Below are 18765 nucleotides of genomic sequence, written 5' to 3' on the forward strand. Positions count from 1 at the left end.
CCTTATTTTTTTTCACAATTTAGCGTATATATGCTATGATATATGGAGAACGTAGTAGCGAAAATCGAATCGATTTTAGATTTACATCATAATAAAAATGTGGAAGATCGCTTGAGAGGATTTGCTGATAAGGCTTCTAAATCAGTTAAAGAAGCTGGCTCTTCTTTGACTGGGGATAATGTTTTTTTTGAGTTTATTACCAAAGCTTTTAGTTACATGCAATATGTTGCTCAATCCAATTTACCGAAAACTGGGGATAATTCTTTGCGTACCTGCTTAAATATTGAATGTCCAGGTAATGAGGATATTTCATTGAATTTTGAGTTGGTAAAAATTCTTGATGAAGAAGGAATTTATGAACTTAGGGTTAGTTTGGGTGATAGGAAATTGCCTGGAATTTTTAAAGGTGCCCGTCACTTTAGAGCAATATTTTTCCCATTTTTAAATGCAGATGATGAGTTGGTTTATTGTTTTCCTTATGCATATGAGAAAAAGGAAACCTTTCGAGGTAGTTACGGAATGTATGATCCATATACATCTTTGAGAATTAAGGAAACACTTCTGATTTTGAAAAAATCTAGAGAAGATCCTCAAGGATTTGTGGATGAATTTATGTTTTAATATAATTTCAGGGGGGCTAATTATGGCTGATTTAGTTAAATTGACGCATCAGTTAACTACTCAAATTCCTGGTGGGAAAGAACTCACGTTTTCTTTGCAAAGCTTGATGGGTGAGTTAATTTTTGGTTATAGGATGCGCCGCGGCTTCAGTCAAGATGAATTAGCTTCTAAAGCTGGGGTTGATAAAAAGACTATTTATCGCGTCGAGAGCGGTCACAGCAGCATTTCAACTGAAACCTATAATAAATTATTGAAAGCATTAGATGTGACGTTAGAAGTTGCAGATGTTGCGAGAGAACATCTTAAAAAAGAAAAACACAGTTATTTTGATAAAAAAAAACCAGTAAAGATTTGATAGATTCGATGTAAAAGATAGATTGGAAATGGCTTATAACCATACCCACTTTTTGCATGAGTGTGTGTGAGTTCGTTATATGTATGAAAGAAAAACACATCAACCGACAAAAAGGGCTTCCTCCTAACTCAGGAGAAAGCTCTTTTTGTCCTTTTGATCAGTGCGCGAATCCGGTTAGATACTGATTCGGCACATTTGTTTCTTTATGAAGCTTGGCAGCCGCTTCCAATGTCCAGTACGGATTTCTCAACATGCCGCGACCGACAGCAACAAGTTCGGCATCCTCATTGCCAATCACCGCATTCGCCAGCACCGGATCATCCAAACGGCCGACCGCAATCACCGGCGTACCCACTGCCTTTTTGATCGCGCGTGCAAACGGCACTTGATAGGCGGCATGCGTGCCCGGTTTTCCGGCTGCGGCTATTGGACCTTCGCCGCCGGCACTGACATGGAACAGATCAACACCCGCTTCTTTGTATGCTTTCGCCAAAGCAGTGCTGTGCTCCAGTCCATACCCTCCATCCACATATTCAATGGCCGAAATACGCATGATCAGCGGCATTTCAGCCGACATTTCGCTTTTCGCTGCCTGCGACACTTCAGTCCCGAACCTGGTAAGATCTTTGCCGTATTCATCGGTTCGTTTATTCGTAAAAGCCGATTGAAATTCATGAATAAGATAACCATGTGCCCCGTGCAGCTCGATTGCGTCGAATCCCGCTTGAACCGCCCGTTTCACTGCCTGCGCGTATTTTTCAGGCATCGCCTTCACTTCATCAGTGGTTAATGCACGCGGCGTTTTATACCGATCGTTGAACGCGATCGCCGACGGGGCAACCGGTACCGCAGCGTCCTGTGCCTTGCGCCCAGCATGCGCGATCTGAATAGCAACCTTTGCACCGTATTTATGGCAAGCCTCAACGATTCGCGCCAGTGCAGGGATTTGTTCATCGGACCAGAGACCAAGATCATTGTCGGTAATTCGGCCATCCGGTTCAATATCCGTCATTTCAATGATAATGAGTCCAGCGCCGCCAATCGCCCGGCTGACATAGTGTACATAATGCCAATCCGTCGCAATGCCGTCCTTTTCTCCAACGGAATATTGACACATCGGCGGCATAACAACACGATTCTTGAGTGCCAAGCCTTTGAACGTCCATGGTGTAAAAAGATCAATCATTTAAGTCAACTCCTATTATTAAGGACTAATTGTTGATGCATCAGCTTATTGGGTGCCTTTATCACCGTCATTTTTCCTGCAGCAACCAGCGCTTTAATGCGCCAATAAATAAATGTATCACCAACCCACTGCTTTTCATGAACCTCGCCGATCACCTCACCAATTAAACGAAGACAGAGAAAGCCCTGACGGCTATCCTCCTCTTGTTGCGCAAGTCGGCGTGCGCACCGTAAAATATCATCATCAAAATAATCCGGTGTCACAGGCTGTACACGGTCGTCTTCCCAAATGCGCAGAACCGCAGAATCATCAGACAGGCGCCGCCATTCGTTTTCCAATTGGCGACGCTCGTTTTCGGTCAACGGTGGATTCTGCGCATGTTTTTTGAACAGCATCACCAGCGTTTCCGGAAGCGATTCGCCGCTATATGCCGAGTGTCGCTCTTCCCCAAGCTCCTCAGACAACTGTTTTTCATAGACAGAAGGATTGATGACATGAATTGGATTCATCCGGCCGCGTAAAAGATAGACTACGAGATCGAGTCCGCACTGCTCCCAAGCATTATCCGATGCCCAAATCGTAATCGGCACCTGCTCAGGGACGGATCTGATTGCGTCCAGTTGATCTGCCAACGAATGAATCGAATCGTCATCATAAGGATAGCCATCCATCAACTCTTTGATCCAGGCCATTCGATTACGCACTCCGTCCGCTTCATCTAAATGCGTTAACGGTCCTTTTGAAAGGTCCGTTGTGATGACACGTATCCGTTCGCGCCGAGCATGGATACTGCCTAGCCCAACCTTCAAACTCCCGGCAACTGAATCGCCGAACACAATATGCCAGTGATTCAAGGTATCTTTGGTCAGCGGCTTCTCCGGCTGCAAGCGGATCAGATCTTCATACACGCGGTGAAACCGCTTAATCAGCCGCTGCTCGTCCAGATTATGCTCGGCCATTTCTGCTTCCCGAAACAGATGCAGCAGCATCCGCTTGCTCTCTCGTTCGTTCAGTTGGTTAATGGCTTCCGCCAGCTTCTCATACACAGACAACTCGCCTCCATTCAAATTCTAACAAAATCGTTAAGTGCTTACGAAACATAAAGACTTAAAAAAACTGAATGCTGTGAAGACATTCAGTTTAGTGATCTTTTAGTTCGCATAGCTCGCTTCAATGGCGTGAATACGGTCATAAAGAAAATCATTAACCGGCGTTGGGATTCCATGCTTTTTGCCCAGCTTGCGAATGGTGCCCGCAAACAGGTCGACCTCGGTCGGACGGTGCTGCAACGTATCCTGCCGCATTGACGGCATGCCTTTAGGGTTTAGAGAATCATTGATTTCCAACCATCCGGCAATTTCCTCTTCGCGCAGCGGCACGCCTTCAGCATTGGCGACTTTGACCACTTCCTTCATCGCGGCAATGACCGTTTCACGCGGCTTGCCCGGCACCTGCACGCCGCCGTAATTGGTTTCGAATACTGCGGTTGACTGATTCACGCCTGTATTGACCATCAGTTTGCTCCACATTTTATGGAGCATCCGTTCAGGAATCTCATAGGGAATCTCCGTTTTCTCAAATAAGCGGGCAAGCGCGTCCACCTTTTCACTGCGCGTATCGTCGGCCTCTCCAAAACTAACGAAGCCAATATTTGAGTAGCTTAATTCATTACCGATTTTTGAAGCATCCATTCCGGCAACAATACAATAAAGCAGTTGATCAAAGCCGAATGCCTCACCGATCATTTGTTCACTGGAAATGCCGTTCAATACGGAAAGCAGGATTGTTTGCTTGCCGATTTGATTTCGGGCGCTTTCAATTGCACCTTTTAGCCCAGTGTATTTCACCGCGAAAATCAATAAGTCAGCCGGATTTCCTTGCTCGTTTGCATCCACATAATGAAAGTCACAAAGCTCCCCATTGCAGTAAATGCCTTCTTTTTTGTAACGTTCAATGCGATCGTGATCGGCCACAATCCGTACCGCGTCTTTGCCTAGATGATCCGCCAATTGTTTTCCATACATAATCCCCAACGCACCGAGCCCAACAATCGCTACCGTCTTAATCTCCATTCCTCTTCCTCCATGCCCCGTTTAATTTTTCTGTAAAGTTATATTACATCTATTATAAACGGACGCCGCTTAAGCTCACAACTAATCAGCCATACATAGAAAATGGCGTCGATTGCCAAACTATCCATGAAAATGATACGGAGGGTTGGAGTCCCGTGAATTTTATCATGCGTTTTATTGATTTTCACCCAAGCTGGCTTTGGAAAGCCGTCGTTATTATTCTGTTTGGCATTATGTTGATTCGGATTTCGGGTCGAAAATCGATCTCGCAAATGACCATTCCTCAAACCGTCATTATGATCTCTATCGGGACATTGCTTGTCCAACCGATCAGTGGAAAAAGTATCACCCTTTCCTTTGTGATCGGTACTATTTTTGTACTCACTCTATTTCTGATTGATTTCATTCAGTTGAAATGGGACTGGGCAGAGGCACTTTTTTCCGGTCATGCCAAAGTCATTATTAAAAATGGGAAACTGCGCACGAATCGCCTGAAAAAATTGAAGATGACCGTTGATCATATCGAAATGCAGCTGCGTCAACTGGGTATTGAGCGGATTGAGGATGTCGAAACGGCGACAGTGGAACAGAGTGGGCAGATCGGCTATTTGCTCGTCTCCGATCAGCGACCGGCGACAAAAGCAGATATCGCTGAGCTGCGCGGCGACTTGAACGCCATCGCTCGCGCGCTCAATGTTCAGCTACCGTCAACGCATGCTGAAAAAAAGCCGGATACCAATCTATTTACTGAGATTGAACAAGGTCACAAACGGCGCTTGCCGCGAAAATTACGCTGAATGCCTCGTTATTCATTTACAGTTGAACTATTGTCTCGTTCGGTTCAGCCTTCCTGTTCAACCTCGGCTATTCTCGTCAATCACGCTCAGTACGTGGACAAAAAAATGCCGCGGCTGATTCTCCGCGACATTTTTATACTGGAACTTAATCAGTCTCTTCATTTTGATCGAGTTTACGTTTACCTCCAAAAATTCGTTCTTTAATCGAAACAAGCAGATCATACACGGTCGGCACAATGATCAGTGTCAGAAGAGTAGACGTGATCAGCCCGGCAATGACGACAATTGCGAGTGCATTTGAGATGAGGCCGCCTTCTGTTGAGATGGCAAGCGGCAGAAGCGCGCCGATTGTCGCAAGTGCGGTCATCAGAATTGGCCGAACGCGTGTCATGCCCGCCTCAATCAGGGCGTCGTTGATCTGCATGCCTTTCTTCCGATTCTGCATCACACGATCCATCAGCACGATCGCGTTGGTAACCACAATACCAATCAGCATCAGGAACCCAACCAAAGCCGGCATTCCGAGCGCTTTTTTACTGATAAAGAGTCCGAATAGCCCACCTGTGAAGATAAAAGGCAGTGATGAAAGAATGGCAACAGGTGCGAGCAAATTGCCGAATGTCAGCAACATCACCATGAACACAAGCACAACAGCGATGCCCATCGCAATCATCATGTTGCTGAATCCTTCATTCATCGCTTGAGATGAACCTTCTGATCGAGTCTTCACCGACTTCGGAAGATCCAATGATTTGATTCGGCTGTCAATCGTCGCCTGGACATCCGATATATTGTCTGTCGTGAACCGACCGCTGATCTGGACATATTCCTGACCGTTCAAGCGGTACAATCCGGATGGTCCCGGCTGCCGTTTTAAAGTCGCCACATCGGAAATCTTAACCTGCTGCCCTAACGTGTTCGTCATCTGCAAATTGGAAATATCCTTAATCGATTTCAATGGATCATGCGCCAGCGACAAATTAATCGTTGCCGTCTTGCCGTCCACCTGAGCGTTTCCGGCACTGTCGCCGGACAGCACACTGCGTACATAAGCGGCAACCATGATCGGATTCAATCCTTTATTTGCCGCCTTATTTTTATCAATCGTCAATTTGATCTGAGGCTCGACCCCGGCAAGATTCGTCTTCACATTGGTCAGGCCCTTTACACTTTCTAGCTTCTTGACGATCTGATCGCTCGCCTTTGCGAGCTGCGCTTTGTTTCCACCTTCGACAATGAGCGCGAATCCGGTGTCGCCGGTCATGCCAATCGGCGACAAGGTCACAGTCACACTGTTGTCTAATACCTCCACGGCTTTCCGTGTTTCCTTCTCAAACGTCTTGCTCTGTTTCACCGTCACATCATCTGTTAAATCAACAGTCATCGTCACGCGATCGCCGGAGACATAGGTTTGAATATACTTCACATGTTCTTCTTTTTTCAAAATATTCTCGAGCTGCTCGGCCGTTTTATTGGATTCCGCGAGCGATGTCCCAATTGGAAGCTCAGCACTCAATGTGTAGGATGTCGCTTTTTCTTCAGGTAAAAAGTTCTTTGGAATGGTTGGAACGAGCGCAACCGATCCTGCCAATACAAGCGCCGCAAGCACAATGGTAATGATTTTATGGGTTAACGACCAATTCAGGGCTGATCGATATGCCTTGTGAAAAATGCTGATCTTCGGTTCTTTGAATTTCATAGTCAGCAAGAAGAATTTTGCCAGCAGCGGCACAACCGTCACCGACACGATGAATGAAAATGCCAGAGCGACGATAACGGTAATTCCGAATGGCGCAAAGAATTTGCCCACAATTCCGGGCACAAAAGAAAGCGGGCCAAAAACCGCAATTGTCGTCAGCGTTGATGCGAGAACGGCGCCGCCTACCTCTTTTGCCGCATTCAGCACAAGGCTCTCATCGCGCTGCTTACTTTTTAATGTGCGCCGGTAAATATTCTCAATAATAACAATAGAATCATCAATCACGCGCCCGACCGCAACAGCGATACCCGCGAGTGTCATCATATTCATGCTGTAGTCGATGTAATTCATAACAATCATCGACGCGAGAATCGAGAGCGGAATCGAGAGCACCGCAACGATGGTTGCACGAATATTTCGTAAAAAAACAAACGTGACGATCACGGCGAATAATGTGCCCAGCAATACCTCGCGAAGCATGCTGAACACTGAATCCTGCACATCTTTTGAACTGTCATAGAGGTTTGTCAGCGTGTAACCTTGAGGCAGTGATACATCCGATAGTTTCTGCTTCGCTTCTTTGACAACCTCCACAGCGTTGGCTCCGGACTGCGCTTTAAGTTCAACAAGCACAGCCGGTTTCTTGTTTAACCGCGTATAGACCGTTTCCGACTTTTCTCCATACGATACTTTTGCCAAATCCGAGAGTTTCATCTTCTGGACACCATTTGGCCCGCTCGAAAGCAGCACAATGGAACGGATATCCTTCAGAGATTGCAGCGTCGCGTCGCTCTGAACATTGAGCGTCTGATCATTTATGAAAACCTGACCGGCCGGAAATGAAAAATTATTTGCTTGAACTGCCTGCTTCACCGCATCATAGGTGATGCCATACTGCTTCATTTTCTTCGTATTCAGCTCAATATGGATCTGCTTGTCCGTCTCACCGTAAACATCTACCGTCCCCGCTCCATCTATTTTTGAAAAAGCAGGCTTGATTTGCTCATCAATAAATTGGGTCAAATCCGACTGATCTGCATCTTTCGATGAGAGTGCGAAGCTGAATACCGGCGCGGCCGACGGTCCTTGCTCCTGAAGCACCGGTTTTCCCGCATCATCGGGAAGATCTGTCGAGGCGATCGCAGACGTCACATCTTTCTTCGCCTCGTCCATTTTCTTATCCATATCGAATTCCAAGACAGCAACTGCCACATTACTGTAGCTCTCGATATAGACGTTCTTGACTTGATCGATTCCTGAAAGTGAACGCTCAAGCGGCTTGCCGATATCGTTTAACGATTGTTCCGGTGTGGCACCGGGATAAGGAATCTGAACGACCAAATAGGGAATATCAACATTCGGCATCGACTCCATTTTCATCGTCTTAACCGAATACAATCCGCCGACAACGATTAAGATCATCGCAATGATAATCACTGCCGCGTTTCTTAATGAAAATTTGATTATCGAACCCATAAATTTCCTCCTCAAGATAATTGCTGTATTATTTTCTTTAATTTTACAGTTGAGGCATGTGTCCTGATACGGACTTGAATGGTAGTTTGCTGTAAGACTTAAGATGTAGTGGGCATGGGAAAAAATAAAATTCGCGGAAAAGATTTACTTTCTCAATACTAAATTAAGAAGGTGAATTTAATAGACGATCCGGTTTAAATTTTGGTTAAGAAATGAGCGGGATTCGTGAAGCTTCAAGCCAATCATACCATGGGCGCTTTTATTAGACTGTCTTGCAAAATAAAGCAAATAAGGCAATGTCGTGAAATTTATTAACACGCATTATTCAATCACGGTTAAAAATTAAGTCGTTCAAGAACGTATTACTATTAAAATTTATTAGATCGGTTGAGATAATGAAGCCTGCGTTATACTTAGGCTTTTCTTGTTCTTCCAATAGCCTTGTTTGCCTTCCTTCTAAGTCCTAACTGACTCCATAACAAACTGCCCCCAGCTTGTTTCTGAGGGCAGCTCGTTCACCAATTTAATTTTCGCCAACAACGACTTTGCCGATCATTCCTCCGCTTTCAACGAGCCTGTGTGCCTCACGTAAATTCTCTGCATTTAGCGGTGTCAGTTTCTTTGTTACGGTTTGCTTGAGGACACCGTTGTCCAACAGTTTCGCAACTTTTGTCAGCAGGTTATGCTGCTCAATAATATCTTCGGTTTCAAAGGTTGAGCGCGTGAACATGGACTCCCAGCTGAACGTAATACTTTTAGACTTAATCAAATCGAGATTGATGCCCTCTCCAATTTCCACAATCGAGCAGATGCGACCTTGGGGCTTGATCACGTCATACATGTTCTGCCAGTGTTCCTTCGTATTGTTCAGACACAATATGGCGTCAACCGTATCAAATGGAAGTCTTTCGAACTCTTCTTTGAATGGCTTTCGATGATTAATAACTTCATCCGCGCCGAGATTTTTCACCCATTGGACTGTTTCCGGGCGCGAGGCGGTTGCTGTGACGTGAAGTCCCGCCCATTTGGCCAACTGAATCGCAATCGATCCGACGCCTCCAGCACCATTGATGATTAATAGCCGCCTGCCAACGTTTTCTTCATGATTTTCCGCACTGAATGGCAACCGATCAAATAATGCTTCATAGGCAGTAATACTGGTCAAAGGCATCCCGGCTGCAGTTAGAAAATCCAAGGTTTTCGGTTTCACAGCAACAATCCGCTCATCAACAAGATGCTGCTCGGCGTTTGTTCCTTTTCGCGTAATATCGCCCGCATAATAGACTTCATCACCCGGTTTGAAAAGCGTCACCTTTTCTCCTGCCGCTATAACGATACCGCTCGCATCGTAGCCGACAATACGCGCGCCGTTCGTTCGACCATTCCGCGCGTTTCGCACTTTCGTGTCGACCGGATTCACGGACACCGCTTTTACCTGGACAAGCAGATCATGCCCCGTCGGTTCTTGATTGAGGATTTCTATGGAAACAATACTGTCTGAATTTGAAATATCTGTTACTTCATGTGTGCCAAATGCTTTCATCTTAGTGCCTCCATTGTGGGATTGATTACACTTAATAGTATAATGGCACTAAAGCAACGCGACTAGAACGCACAATGGCGTAACGTAGAAACAAGAATGTAACTGAGGAGGATTATCCATGCGCAATCGAAAAACAGGCTATGCATGCAAGCATTGCCCTGTTGAAACAACGCTTGATATCATCGGTGGGAAATGGAAAGGTGTTATTCTTTATCATCTAATAACGGAAAAGCGGCGATTTAACGAGATGCGCCGCCTGATGCCCGGTGTGAGCCAGCGCATGCTGACGCTGCAGCTGCGCGAATTGGAAAAAGACGGCGTCATTCACCGCGAAGTTTTTCCGGTTGTTCCGCCAAAAACGGAATACTCACTGACTGCGTTTGGCGAAACACTGAAGCCGATTATTCAAGAAATGAAACGTTGGGGCGATCACTACGAGCAAACCCATCAGGATCTCTTAGAAAAATAAGGCCTGTTAAGCTCTTTACTGAGCACAAACAACGCCTTATTTATTTTTGCTCAAAAATCCACTCAAAACATACTGAAACTTATTGTACATTTCAATGCGTCTCACTTTAACTGCTCCTACATCCCCGTACTCTCGATTTTAGAAGTATTTTAAATTCCGGATAATTGTCAATTGAATCAAGCGATCATTTTCCCCCAAGCAGGCTTCCAGTAATAATTAATAATGTCATAGACGATTCGTCTCATTTGTGTTATATATAGTATATAACAGATAGAACAAAAGGAGACAGAGCAACGTGCTTCTTTCCATTGATTTCGGATCGGATCAGCCGATTTATACGCAAATACGTAATGGAATCGTCACCGGAATTGCTTCCGGTACTTTGAAGGACGGCGATTCGCTGCCATCTGTTCGTACTCTGGGAGCAGAAATTGGGGTTAATCTTCACACCGTCAATAAAGCCTACCAATTACTTCAGAGTGAAGGGTTTATTGAAATTCAGCGGCGGCGCGGAACCTTTATTAAAGCCGGAAATGCAGCAAAAAATGCGGCTGAATTCGTGAAAAACTGCGGTGATCCATTGAAGACAATCGTCTCCGAAGCCGTTACACGCCGCGTTGATCGAGCTGTGCTGCATCAAATGATCGATCACATGTATGACGAACTGGAGGGGAATGAATCATGAATATCTTTGTTTTGATAGGGACCTATCTCTTAGTCTCTGCACTATTTGTTGCTCAGCCTTGGCTTTCACGTAAAAATGTTTTGTTTGGTGTCGTTTTTGCGGATGATGACGTCTGGCAGCATGCTCAAGCTGCCGTGATCCGTCGACGCTACCTGAACGAGGCGATCTGCACCGCACTGGTCCTTTTGCTCATTCTCTTTTTCCTTCCCTATTTCTTAGCAAAAGGACCGCTGGCAATTGTCTTTAATTGCATCATGGTTGCGCTCATTCTCATCGAATCGTTCGTTTACGTTCTTGCCAACAGGCGGACACGGATACTGAAGCAGACCATGACACCGAATGCTAAGCTGGCCACGGATAAAGTCATTGTTGACGTTGGAAAAAGTGATCGAGAAACCGTGTTGTCACTCCGTTGGTTTCTCATCTTGATTCCACTGTTCATAGCTACACTCGCTGTCGTATGGTTTGGGTATCCGTACATGGCCGACTCAATTCCGACGCACTTTGGAATCGCCGGCCCTGATCAATGGGCACCTAAATCATGGCGGAGCGTATTGTCGCCCGTCTTTATTGAAGTGCTGCTGGGTATCCTTATTCTTTTAATCCGGCGTGCCCCGGCATCGGTAAAAGGTAATCCGAACGCTGCTCCGGGTTATGCGCAGTATCGAAAAATGATGGGCATCTTGCTGATTGGTTTCTGTCTGATGACCGAGCTGCTTTTCCTGCTCGGCGTCATTAGTTTCATCACGCCCATCCACTCGCTGTGGTATCTCGCCATTTCGCTTATCGATCTTGGCTTTCTCATCACACTATTCGTGTTATTTAACCGCTTTGTTCGAAACATGCGCTCATCCGGAACAATCCTTGATGACGATGCTAAGTGGATCTGGGGGCTCTTCTATTTCAATCGTTCCGATCCATCACTTTTTGTGGAAAAAAGGGTTGGGATCGGCTACACAGTAAATATGGCTCGTCCAATTGCATGGATTGTTTTGATCGGTATTATTGTCATCGCAATTGTTTTTTCGCGGTAACCATGATTTTAATTCTGTGGACATTAAGCTACGCGCTTGCCGCTCTGATCCTCGCCATTGCCGTATTTAAGAAAAAGAGTATATAATCCTGAATTTTCACGGTATCCTTTCACGTCGTATTCGGGCAACCTACCTGTTGAGTATTCACATAAATCTTTAGTCACCATAGCCTATAATGAGATAACAAAATAGGTGGTGACCTGGGGTTGTATTACGATGATCAGCACTATCGGCAGATCAGCCAAGGCGGTGATACTTCATTTGCGTCTGCCGTTCTCGATGCCGTGAAGGGTGAGGCAACGGCTGTCGATTTTTATGGACGTTTGGCTGAAGCAGCGCCAAACGCAGAAATGAGAGCAGATATCCTTAGTATTCGTCAAGATGAGCACGATCATTTTCAATTATTCAGTTGGCTCTATGCCCAGTTGACCGGCAACCAGCCTGTCTTTCAAATCACACCGGTTCAGTTTCGATCTTTCTCAGAAGGTTTGCGAATCGCTTATCGTGATGAACTGGAAGATTATGAGACGTACCGGAATCTCTATTTAACGCATTCAGATCCGACTGTTCGAAACATTTTATTACGAGCATTTTCAGACGAGATCAAACACGCCATCCGATTTGGGTTCATGACAACCAATCTAGCTTAACAACATCACGAATCCAGAACAGTCTGCCTTAGTCCTGCCGACACGGAATACGGCAGGTGTTTTTTTGCAGGTGTTTCTACATACCTCCACTCGTCAATTAAGCTATAATGAGAGCTATTGAGGAAGAACTTTCATCTTGGCTTTTTTTTGCAGAAGGAGAATTTCCATGCTTCACATTCAGAACATCACGCTCCCGGAAACTGGACGAGTGATCGTTATATCCGACATCCACGGCGATCTGCAGCTTTTTCAGACGCTGCTAAAAAAAGTTCACTATACAACAGACGATACGCTCATCATCAATGGCGATTTATGCGAGCGAGGACCGGACAGTTTAGGCGTGATCCGCTTTGCGAGAAAACTGACAGAGGAAAACGGCAACGCCTATATAACGGAAGGCAACTGTGATCGGTTGATTCATCATGCTTTCGATCATGATCCGACATTCTTTGATCATTTGGAGCGCAATCCACATTCGATCATGAATGAGTGGCTGCAGGAGCACGGACACACCTATGCCGATTTTGACTCGGTTTTCGCGCTCAGCAATTACTACAGAGCTCATTGTGGCGCTGAAATTGATTGGCTCTTTTCTCTGCCGACCGCTCTAGAAACCGATAATTATCTCTTTATTCATGCGGGGCTTGACAACATTAGGGATTGGCGCGAAACCAGCCACCGTTCAGCCACTGCGCTCCCTCATTTTTATACCCGCGAGCACCAATGCACAAAGACCGTTGTCGTCGGACACTGGCCGGTTGTCAATTATCGCGCGGAAACGCTCACCTGCCATAACCCGATCATTGATCACGCTAAACGAATGATCTGCATCGACGGCGGGAATCAGGTACGCTTCGACGGACAGCTGAACGCGCTGATCATTGAACGCCATCCGCGGGGCGATCAGTTTTCCTACACCTATGCAGATCATTTTCACCAATTCGCAACGATTAGAAAAGCGTATACCGCTCCAGCAGATTTCATCGGCACGCTGAATTATCCCAACTATGAAGTTAAGCTGCTTGAGGCCGGAAAATACTTCAGCCTCTGTGAAAATGTGAATTTGGGGCTCAAGCAATGGCTTAAAAATGACTATTTGGTGAAAAAGCTGGGCGCGCTTTTCGCGGACAACGATGTCAGCGCGAGTGGTTTGACAGTTGCGAAGAACGATCAGGTTGCCGTCATTAATGATACATGCGCGGGCTATACACTCGTCAAAAAAGACGGAGCGGTCGGCTGGGTACCGAAGGAATGTTTGTGAAACGCGTAAAATAAGCGGAGTTTTTCCGCTTATATGCATCCTGGCGCTTGTTTCACAGGTAAATAAGGGTAATTTTTCCGCTTATGCACAGAAATAACCTCCATTTTCCCGTTTTTCGATGCGATAAGCGGAATTTTTCCGTCTATTTAAGCTATTTTTTCGTTCATTTTTGTTACTTTTAAAATTAAATTGCACATCTATGAAACATTAACCTGCACATCAGATTATTATGATTATAGATGGTTAATTTCTCATTTCTGAGAATGATTTCCTTTTATATCTTGCTAATGTACTCTCACTTATTCCAGTGATTTCAGCTACTTCACCGAATGAAGAAAATGTAAGAAGAGATAGTGCGTATTCGATCTGTTGATCATTAAATTTTCTTGGTCTTCCTTCGCGAAACCCTTCATGTTTCCTTGCTTGTTCTTTACCTTCCTGCGTTCGTGTAATTACGAACTCTCTCTCTGCACGAGTAAATGCACAGAAAATCTTAAAAATATGCTCTCCATCTGGCGTGCTATCCATAATTCCCATATTTAGTATATTAACTGTTACTTGCATATGAAACAGGTTACTGACTATTGTCATTGCCTCTGAGTAACTGCGTGCAAAAGAGTCAAGTTTTGGGACGACTAACGAATCGCCACTTTTTAAACGTGAAAGAAGAATTTTGAAATTTGGTAAATCCTGCTTTAACTCAGACGTTCTATCCAAAAAAATTTCAGTACATCCAGCAGAATGTAACATTTGATACTGCTTCTCCAAACTTTGAGATTGCAGAAAAATGCGGACATAACCATAGATCATCGTATCACTCTCCGAATTCATTTTATTCCCAGTGTCAGGCTGTCCCGTGCAGCGTTGACAACATCCAATGAAATAGATTGAAGGTTATTTATCTCAAGAATCCTCTCAATTTGTGCAAAGAGACGGTGGATCAATCTAAAGTTACCGTTTGTAATTCTTATGATATTTGAAATGGCTTCATAGTCGGAAAAGTCCTCTAATCTCACAGACAATCCCAATTCATGCCACTTATACTCTAGGATGTGGTGTGCTTCATCCTTGCTTAAACGGTCAAATTCATGTGCAAATCCTATCCGTGAATATAATTGAGGATAACGCGATAGACGTTTTTCAATTCCAGGCATTCCGACAAAAATGATCGCCAGTTCATGTTGATCATAAATGTCTCGAAGTTGCTCTAGGCCTTGCATTTTTAATCGATCAACTTCATCAACAATAATTAAGGAAATATTCTCAAAATGATTGTGTGAATATTTTTCTTCTGCTCCAAATGTTTTCACTCGATACATTGTTTTTACCATATTTAACTTTGCTGCAATTCTTTCAATATCACCAGTCATTCGTGTTGCACGAACAGCTGGTGCTGTATAGAAAACGATCTGATGATCAAGGATTTTTTTGTCTACGGTCTCAACTACTTGTGGAGCAGTTTTATAGTTTAAGTGCTGATCTATATAGTCCCAATTCGAATAATACCTTGAAGAAAGTGTCTTCCCAACTCCGGGCAAGCCATAGCAAATCCCAATGTACTGATATTTAATACATGCATCGCAAAATTCAGCAAAACGTTTATATTCCTTGGTTTCGATAAAACTTATTTTTTTATTCATTGAGGTACCTCTTCAATTTTGTTTTTTTCGGCTTTTTATCATTCACATTCGGTAGACTGTCTTGTTGTTTAAGAACAATTTCCTCTACAACCGTTTTAGCACTATCGATTTGCTTTTTTAGATCACATCTCCTTTTATTTCGAGCAGAGATAATATCTTGTATATCTACGGTGTAATCGGATATTTCTGGAGAGATGGCTGTGCAAAGGAATTCATTATGATAAAAAACACGTATTTCGGCCAAATCTCTTGGATCATAACGAATTAATACCATTTCACCAACATAAGCAGCCAAATTAGTATTTAAGTATTTTAATCCTTGAAAGTGTATCCCATCCTGCTGAACCTTCCTCGCCTTTGCAACATTCAATAAAAGTAGATCAAGACTTTCTAGGCTTTCCGGTAAATTGGGTAAAAATCCTGATTCATTCCATGAGATAATTGGCATTTTTTTCGTCGTACCGTGAATGCGATGATGATAATTATGAATAATGAAATATCGAACAGCATCCTCAAGTTCTTTGAAGGTTAGTAGAGAAACGTTATCGTCCTGACCAATATATCCAGGAAGATCCTGAAGAAGAAGTTGATTAACTGTAGAAAAAAAGCGTTCTATTTTGCCACGGCCACGGGGAACACCAATTGATGAAAAGATTAAATTTATCTTTAAATCAATGGCAACCTGTTCAAGGTGATTCGACGTAAAATCAGAGCCATGGTCTGTATAAAAATTCTCTGGGATACCGCAAATAGGCCAATCTTTATTTTTCTTTTGCCATATCGCTTGATGAAATGCTAAAGAGGTCTGCATTGCTGAAGGATCGTGAAAAGATAAAAAGTAACCAGCAATTGCTCGACTGTAGTCATCCATGATTATAGTCAACCAAGGCCTTTGCGGATTTCCCTTTTCGTTTAAAACAAAAATATCTAAAAGAGTGTGATCTGCTTGCCATATTTCATTAGGAAATATAGCCTGTCTTGTATGGATTAAATCATATTCGTTCTTATATTGCTTGGTTCCTTCAAACGCAAGTTTTTTCATTCCAGGCGTTAGCGATTTAGACACAGCCATTACCTGATAATAGCTCGGCTGCTCTAAATGATTTTGTTTGCAATACGTACATACCTTTCTGTAGATGGATGCTACAGAGTTCCTTTTATGTTGAAGAATCAGCCTTTCTATTTGCTTTTTGACTTGTGAATCCACCCTTATGATTTCTGCGTCATTTCGTTTTTTTCGTACAAGACCTTTTAAACCAAGTTTCTCATAACTGCTGACCCAATAATGCAATGTTCTTCTCGAAATGCCAAATTCCTTTGATATTGCCTGTAGTTTCTTTTCATTCGTAAGATACGGAGAAATAATAGTAAACTTTTCCACAGCAGCTTGTCTTTGTTCATCTGAGAAGAATGTAAGTGGAGGAGGCTCTTGCATAGAAAGGCTCCCTTCATATTTTGGTAGGTACTTAGGATATAACCAGTTCTTGATTCAAGTAACGGTATAAAGTTGCTCGACTAATACCCGTCATTTCCACAATTTCTTTAACACTGTATTGTTCTGAACGATACAAATTGACTGCTCTGTTAATATCACGTGAGTTAACTTTTGGACGACCACCTTTACGGCCACGGGCTCTGGCACTTTTTAATCCCTCTTTAGTTCTTTCGACAATCAAATCCCTCTCAAATTGACTGAACGCTTGAAATACAGTCATCATGAGACGTCCCTGTGGTGTCGATGTATCGAAACTTTCTTTGATACTATTTAATTTGACATGTTTTTCTTCAAAATAGCTCACAAGTTCAATTAGATCTTTTGTGCTTCGCCCTAATCGTGAGAAGCTTTCCACAACGACAACATCCCCTGGACGCAATTTATCTTTTAGTCGATTAAGTTGTGGCCGATCAGCTTTTGTTCCTGTCATTTTTTCTGTCAGTATCTCATTACAATTATATTTTTTTAGTAAGTCAAGTTGTCGTGCTAAATCCTGTTGACGTGTACTTACTCGAGCATAACCATAAACATAAGATTCCATAATAAAAAACCACCTTCTGACTTTAATAATAGCACAAAGGGTGGTTATAGAGATATAGTTTATGAGCAATGTTTTAATACATGAAATTTAACAAAATACGCGTAACTTATGCCAAAATAAAAAGTGTCTCAAAAACAATCGTTTTTTAAACAATCAATAAGAAAATTGTTGTTGTTTATAGTACGCTCACTACAAATCTTATGAATTAATCATTCATTATCTTCTTTATTCTCTCGGAAATCATTTCAACTTTTGGCAACAACGTTGGCGCATGAAAAGATTCATCGATACATTCATACCAATAGTGTAAATGTATTTTGTCTATTTCCTTATTTGAGTCTTCGACATCTATGCCGCCCTCTCCTTGTATAGAGAACCAATACAAGTATTCATTTTCGGCATCTCTTTCGCGAAAGATGGCTTCAACATACATTTTCTCATTTTTTAGTGTTAGAAGAACCTCTGGCATCCTTTTATTCAAGAAATCCAGCCATTCATCCACTTGGTTCGTCTTCCCCTTTTTGACACGAAACTTACTTAGCTCTGTTTTCATGAAAAAATCTCCCTCTGTAATTTTTCTTTTGATTTTTATCAAGACTTATAAATAAAGGTATGGCAAACACCAGCATAACAATGGCTGAAAACGCCCATGACACACTGAGTGAGTACTTATCTGCAATATAACCAATGATGATGTAGGCTGCAATGGTTACCAGTGCCTCTAATGTATTAAATATTGATAAGACCGTTGCTCTATTATTAGATTTAATTTCGTCGTTTAGATATGATATTCTTGTTACTTCTTCTGAGGACATGAAAACAACATGAATCAAAAAAAAGATAATAGACAAATAATATATTTGAGTGAATATAACAGCAAAAACCATTAATGCGTTAACACTTGTAGTTAGAATAAGATATCGATTTCTACTCTTAAACAAACTACTGAATTTTGGTGCTATATAGTGACCAATCATTGCAGATAAGCTAATAAGGACAAATAAATAACCAACAATAATATTGTGGTGACCATTTTGAAAATAAAGCTGCCATTGAGATGCAGGACCTGTCATGACAAACTGAAGAGGTAAAAGCGATAGACACAGCCTTAGGAAATATTTATTTTTTTTAATACTCAACTTTCGCAGAGTGAAAATCCGAAATAACCCTTGATATAACGTACTTTGTGGCCTATTCATTATGTTTCTTGACAAAATAGAAAGACACCTCAACTTTTGGTA

Annotated in this window: 19 protein-coding genes; 8 read left to right on the forward strand and 11 right to left on the reverse strand. The window is 43.1% G+C overall.

Annotation, left to right across the window (positions count from 1 at the left end; genetic code table 11):
• Positions 1-42: 42 nt before the first annotated feature.
• Complete coding sequence (locus tag ABWW58_RS11025; RefSeq protein ID WP_353869199.1) at positions 43-621, forward strand: hypothetical protein; 579 nt, start codon at positions 43-45, stop codon at positions 619-621.
• A gap of 22 nt (positions 622-643) precedes the next feature.
• On the forward strand, positions 644-976 hold the full coding sequence (locus ABWW58_RS11030) for a helix-turn-helix domain-containing protein (RefSeq protein WP_353869200.1): 333 nt from the start codon (positions 644-646) through the stop codon (positions 974-976).
• A 157-nt stretch (positions 977-1133) separates the two neighbouring features.
• Here ABWW58_RS11030 and ABWW58_RS11035 read toward each other — a convergent pair whose 3' ends face one another.
• The 3 genes from ABWW58_RS11035 to ABWW58_RS11045 form a co-directional block, all read right to left on the reverse strand.
• Complete coding sequence (locus ABWW58_RS11035) at positions 1134-2162, reverse strand: NADH:flavin oxidoreductase/NADH oxidase (protein ID WP_353869201.1); 1029 nt, start codon at positions 2160-2162, stop codon at positions 1134-1136.
• A 5-nt stretch (positions 2163-2167) separates the two neighbouring features.
• Entirely contained in the window at positions 2168-3208 is a 1041-nt protein-coding gene (locus ABWW58_RS11040; protein ID WP_353869202.1) for a DUF1835 domain-containing protein, read from the reverse strand.
• Positions 3209-3313: 105 nt separating this feature from the next.
• Positions 3314-4234, reverse strand: a complete 921-nt coding sequence (locus ABWW58_RS11045) for a ketopantoate reductase family protein (protein WP_353869203.1) — start codon at positions 4232-4234, stop codon at positions 3314-3316.
• Positions 4235-4389: 155 nt separating this feature from the next.
• Here ABWW58_RS11045 and ABWW58_RS11050 point away from each other — a divergent pair, with 155 nt between their 5' ends.
• The gene (locus ABWW58_RS11050) at positions 4390-5031 is read left to right on the forward strand and encodes a DUF421 domain-containing protein (RefSeq protein WP_353869204.1); all 642 of its coding nucleotides are present in this window, start codon (positions 4390-4392) and stop codon (positions 5029-5031) included.
• 145 nt (positions 5032-5176) lie between these two features.
• Here the strand turns inward: ABWW58_RS11050 and ABWW58_RS11055 are convergent, their stop codons facing one another.
• Both ABWW58_RS11055 and ABWW58_RS11060 read right to left on the reverse strand, forming a co-directional pair.
• Positions 5177-8206 (reverse strand): efflux RND transporter permease subunit, encoded by a 3030-nt coding sequence (locus ABWW58_RS11055; protein ID WP_353869205.1) that lies wholly within the window; start codon positions 8204-8206, stop codon positions 5177-5179.
• Positions 8207-8729: 523 nt separating this feature from the next.
• Positions 8730-9749: a zinc-binding alcohol dehydrogenase family protein gene (locus tag ABWW58_RS11060; protein WP_353869206.1), complete on the reverse strand. Its 1020-nt coding sequence runs from the start codon at positions 9747-9749 to the stop codon at positions 8730-8732.
• 118 nt (positions 9750-9867) lie between these two features.
• On the opposite strand from ABWW58_RS11060, the gene ABWW58_RS11065 reads away from it, so the two are divergent.
• The 5 genes from ABWW58_RS11065 to ABWW58_RS11085 all read left to right on the forward strand — a co-directional run bounded on the left by ABWW58_RS11065 (position 9868) and on the right by ABWW58_RS11085 (position 13848).
• Entirely contained in the window at positions 9868-10218 is a 351-nt protein-coding gene (locus ABWW58_RS11065; protein WP_353869207.1) for a winged helix-turn-helix transcriptional regulator, read from the forward strand.
• 295 nt (positions 10219-10513) lie between these two features.
• Positions 10514-10903: a GntR family transcriptional regulator gene (locus ABWW58_RS11070; RefSeq protein WP_353869208.1), complete on the forward strand. Its 390-nt coding sequence runs from the start codon at positions 10514-10516 to the stop codon at positions 10901-10903.
• Positions 10900-11937 carry a DUF5808 domain-containing protein gene (locus ABWW58_RS11075; protein WP_353869209.1) on the forward strand — a complete coding sequence of 346 codons (1038 nt, stop codon included), beginning with the start codon at positions 10900-10902 and terminating at the stop codon, positions 11935-11937. The genes ABWW58_RS11070 and ABWW58_RS11075 overlap by 4 nt, the downstream gene beginning before the upstream one ends.
• A 206-nt stretch (positions 11938-12143) precedes the next feature.
• Entirely contained in the window at positions 12144-12587 is a 444-nt protein-coding gene (locus ABWW58_RS11080; RefSeq protein WP_353869210.1) for a ferritin family protein, read from the forward strand.
• Positions 12588-12753: 166 nt separating this feature from the next.
• A complete protein-coding gene (locus ABWW58_RS11085; protein WP_353869211.1) occupies positions 12754-13848 on the forward strand; it encodes a metallophosphoesterase in 1095 nt (364 codons plus the stop codon).
• Between the two features lie 243 nt (positions 13849-14091).
• Here the strand turns inward: ABWW58_RS11085 and ABWW58_RS11090 are convergent, their stop codons facing one another.
• The 6 genes from ABWW58_RS11090 to ABWW58_RS11115 all read right to left on the reverse strand — a co-directional run bounded on the left by ABWW58_RS11090 (position 14092) and on the right by ABWW58_RS11115 (position 18738).
• Positions 14092-14658: a recombinase family protein gene (locus tag ABWW58_RS11090; RefSeq protein WP_255747578.1), complete on the reverse strand. Its 567-nt coding sequence runs from the start codon at positions 14656-14658 to the stop codon at positions 14092-14094.
• Positions 14659-14675: 17 nt separating this feature from the next.
• On the reverse strand, positions 14676-15488 hold the full coding sequence (locus ABWW58_RS11095) for an AAA family ATPase (protein ID WP_255747577.1): 813 nt from the start codon (positions 15486-15488) through the stop codon (positions 14676-14678).
• The gene (locus ABWW58_RS11100; RefSeq protein WP_255747575.1) at positions 15481-16923 is read right to left on the reverse strand and encodes a TnsB C-terminal domain-containing protein; all 1443 of its coding nucleotides are present in this window, start codon (positions 16921-16923) and stop codon (positions 15481-15483) included. Before ABWW58_RS11100 ends, ABWW58_RS11095 begins: the two co-directional genes overlap by 8 nt.
• A 31-nt stretch (positions 16924-16954) precedes the next feature.
• Complete coding sequence (locus ABWW58_RS11105) at positions 16955-17524, reverse strand: recombinase family protein (protein ID WP_255747573.1); 570 nt, start codon at positions 17522-17524, stop codon at positions 16955-16957.
• Positions 17525-17729: 205 nt separating this feature from the next.
• Positions 17730-18077 carry a DUF6176 family protein gene (locus tag ABWW58_RS11110; protein ID WP_255747571.1) on the reverse strand — a complete coding sequence of 116 codons (348 nt, stop codon included), beginning with the start codon at positions 18075-18077 and terminating at the stop codon, positions 17730-17732.
• On the reverse strand, positions 18058-18738 hold the full coding sequence (locus tag ABWW58_RS11115) for an MFS transporter (protein ID WP_353869212.1): 681 nt from the start codon (positions 18736-18738) through the stop codon (positions 18058-18060). Before ABWW58_RS11115 ends, ABWW58_RS11110 begins: the two co-directional genes overlap by 20 nt.
• Positions 18739-18765: the final 27 nt, after the last annotated feature.

Origin of the sequence: Sporolactobacillus caesalpiniae (genome assembly GCF_040513385.1) — a bacterium.
In the GTDB taxonomy this organism is placed as follows: Bacteria; Bacillota; Bacilli; order Bacillales; family Sporolactobacillaceae; genus Sporolactobacillus.

Excerpts from the sequence above, each read along its gene's own strand:
- ABWW58_RS11025 (WP_353869199.1), top strand. The coding sequence starts at position 43 with ATGGAGAACGTAGTAGCGAAAATCGAATCGATTTTAGATTTACATCAT.
- ABWW58_RS11030 (WP_353869200.1), top strand. The coding sequence starts at position 644 with ATGGCTGATTTAGTTAAATTGACGCATCAGTTAACTACTCAAATTCCT.
- ABWW58_RS11035 (WP_353869201.1), bottom strand. The coding sequence starts at position 2,162 with ATGATTGATCTTTTTACACCATGGACGTTCAAAGGCTTGGCACTCAAG.
- ABWW58_RS11045 (WP_353869203.1), bottom strand. The coding sequence starts at position 4,234 with ATGGAGATTAAGACGGTAGCGATTGTTGGGCTCGGTGCGTTGGGGATT.
- ABWW58_RS11055 (WP_353869205.1), bottom strand. The coding sequence starts at position 8,206 with ATGGGTTCGATAATCAAATTTTCATTAAGAAACGCGGCAGTGATTATC.
- ABWW58_RS11060 (WP_353869206.1), bottom strand. The coding sequence starts at position 9,749 with ATGAAAGCATTTGGCACACATGAAGTAACAGATATTTCAAATTCAGAC.
- ABWW58_RS11065 (WP_353869207.1), top strand. The coding sequence starts at position 9,868 with ATGCGCAATCGAAAAACAGGCTATGCATGCAAGCATTGCCCTGTTGAA.
- ABWW58_RS11075 (WP_353869209.1), top strand. The coding sequence starts at position 10,900 with ATGAATATCTTTGTTTTGATAGGGACCTATCTCTTAGTCTCTGCACTA.
- ABWW58_RS11085 (WP_353869211.1), top strand. The coding sequence starts at position 12,754 with ATGCTTCACATTCAGAACATCACGCTCCCGGAAACTGGACGAGTGATC.
- ABWW58_RS11090 (WP_255747578.1), bottom strand. The coding sequence starts at position 14,658 with ATGATCTATGGTTATGTCCGCATTTTTCTGCAATCTCAAAGTTTGGAG.
- ABWW58_RS11095 (WP_255747577.1), bottom strand. The coding sequence starts at position 15,488 with ATGAATAAAAAAATAAGTTTTATCGAAACCAAGGAATATAAACGTTTT.
- ABWW58_RS11100 (WP_255747575.1), bottom strand. The coding sequence starts at position 16,923 with ATGCAAGAGCCTCCTCCACTTACATTCTTCTCAGATGAACAAAGACAA.
- ABWW58_RS11105 (WP_255747573.1), bottom strand. The coding sequence starts at position 17,524 with ATGGAATCTTATGTTTATGGTTATGCTCGAGTAAGTACACGTCAACAG.
- ABWW58_RS11110 (WP_255747571.1), bottom strand. The coding sequence starts at position 18,077 with ATGAAAACAGAGCTAAGTAAGTTTCGTGTCAAAAAGGGGAAGACGAAC.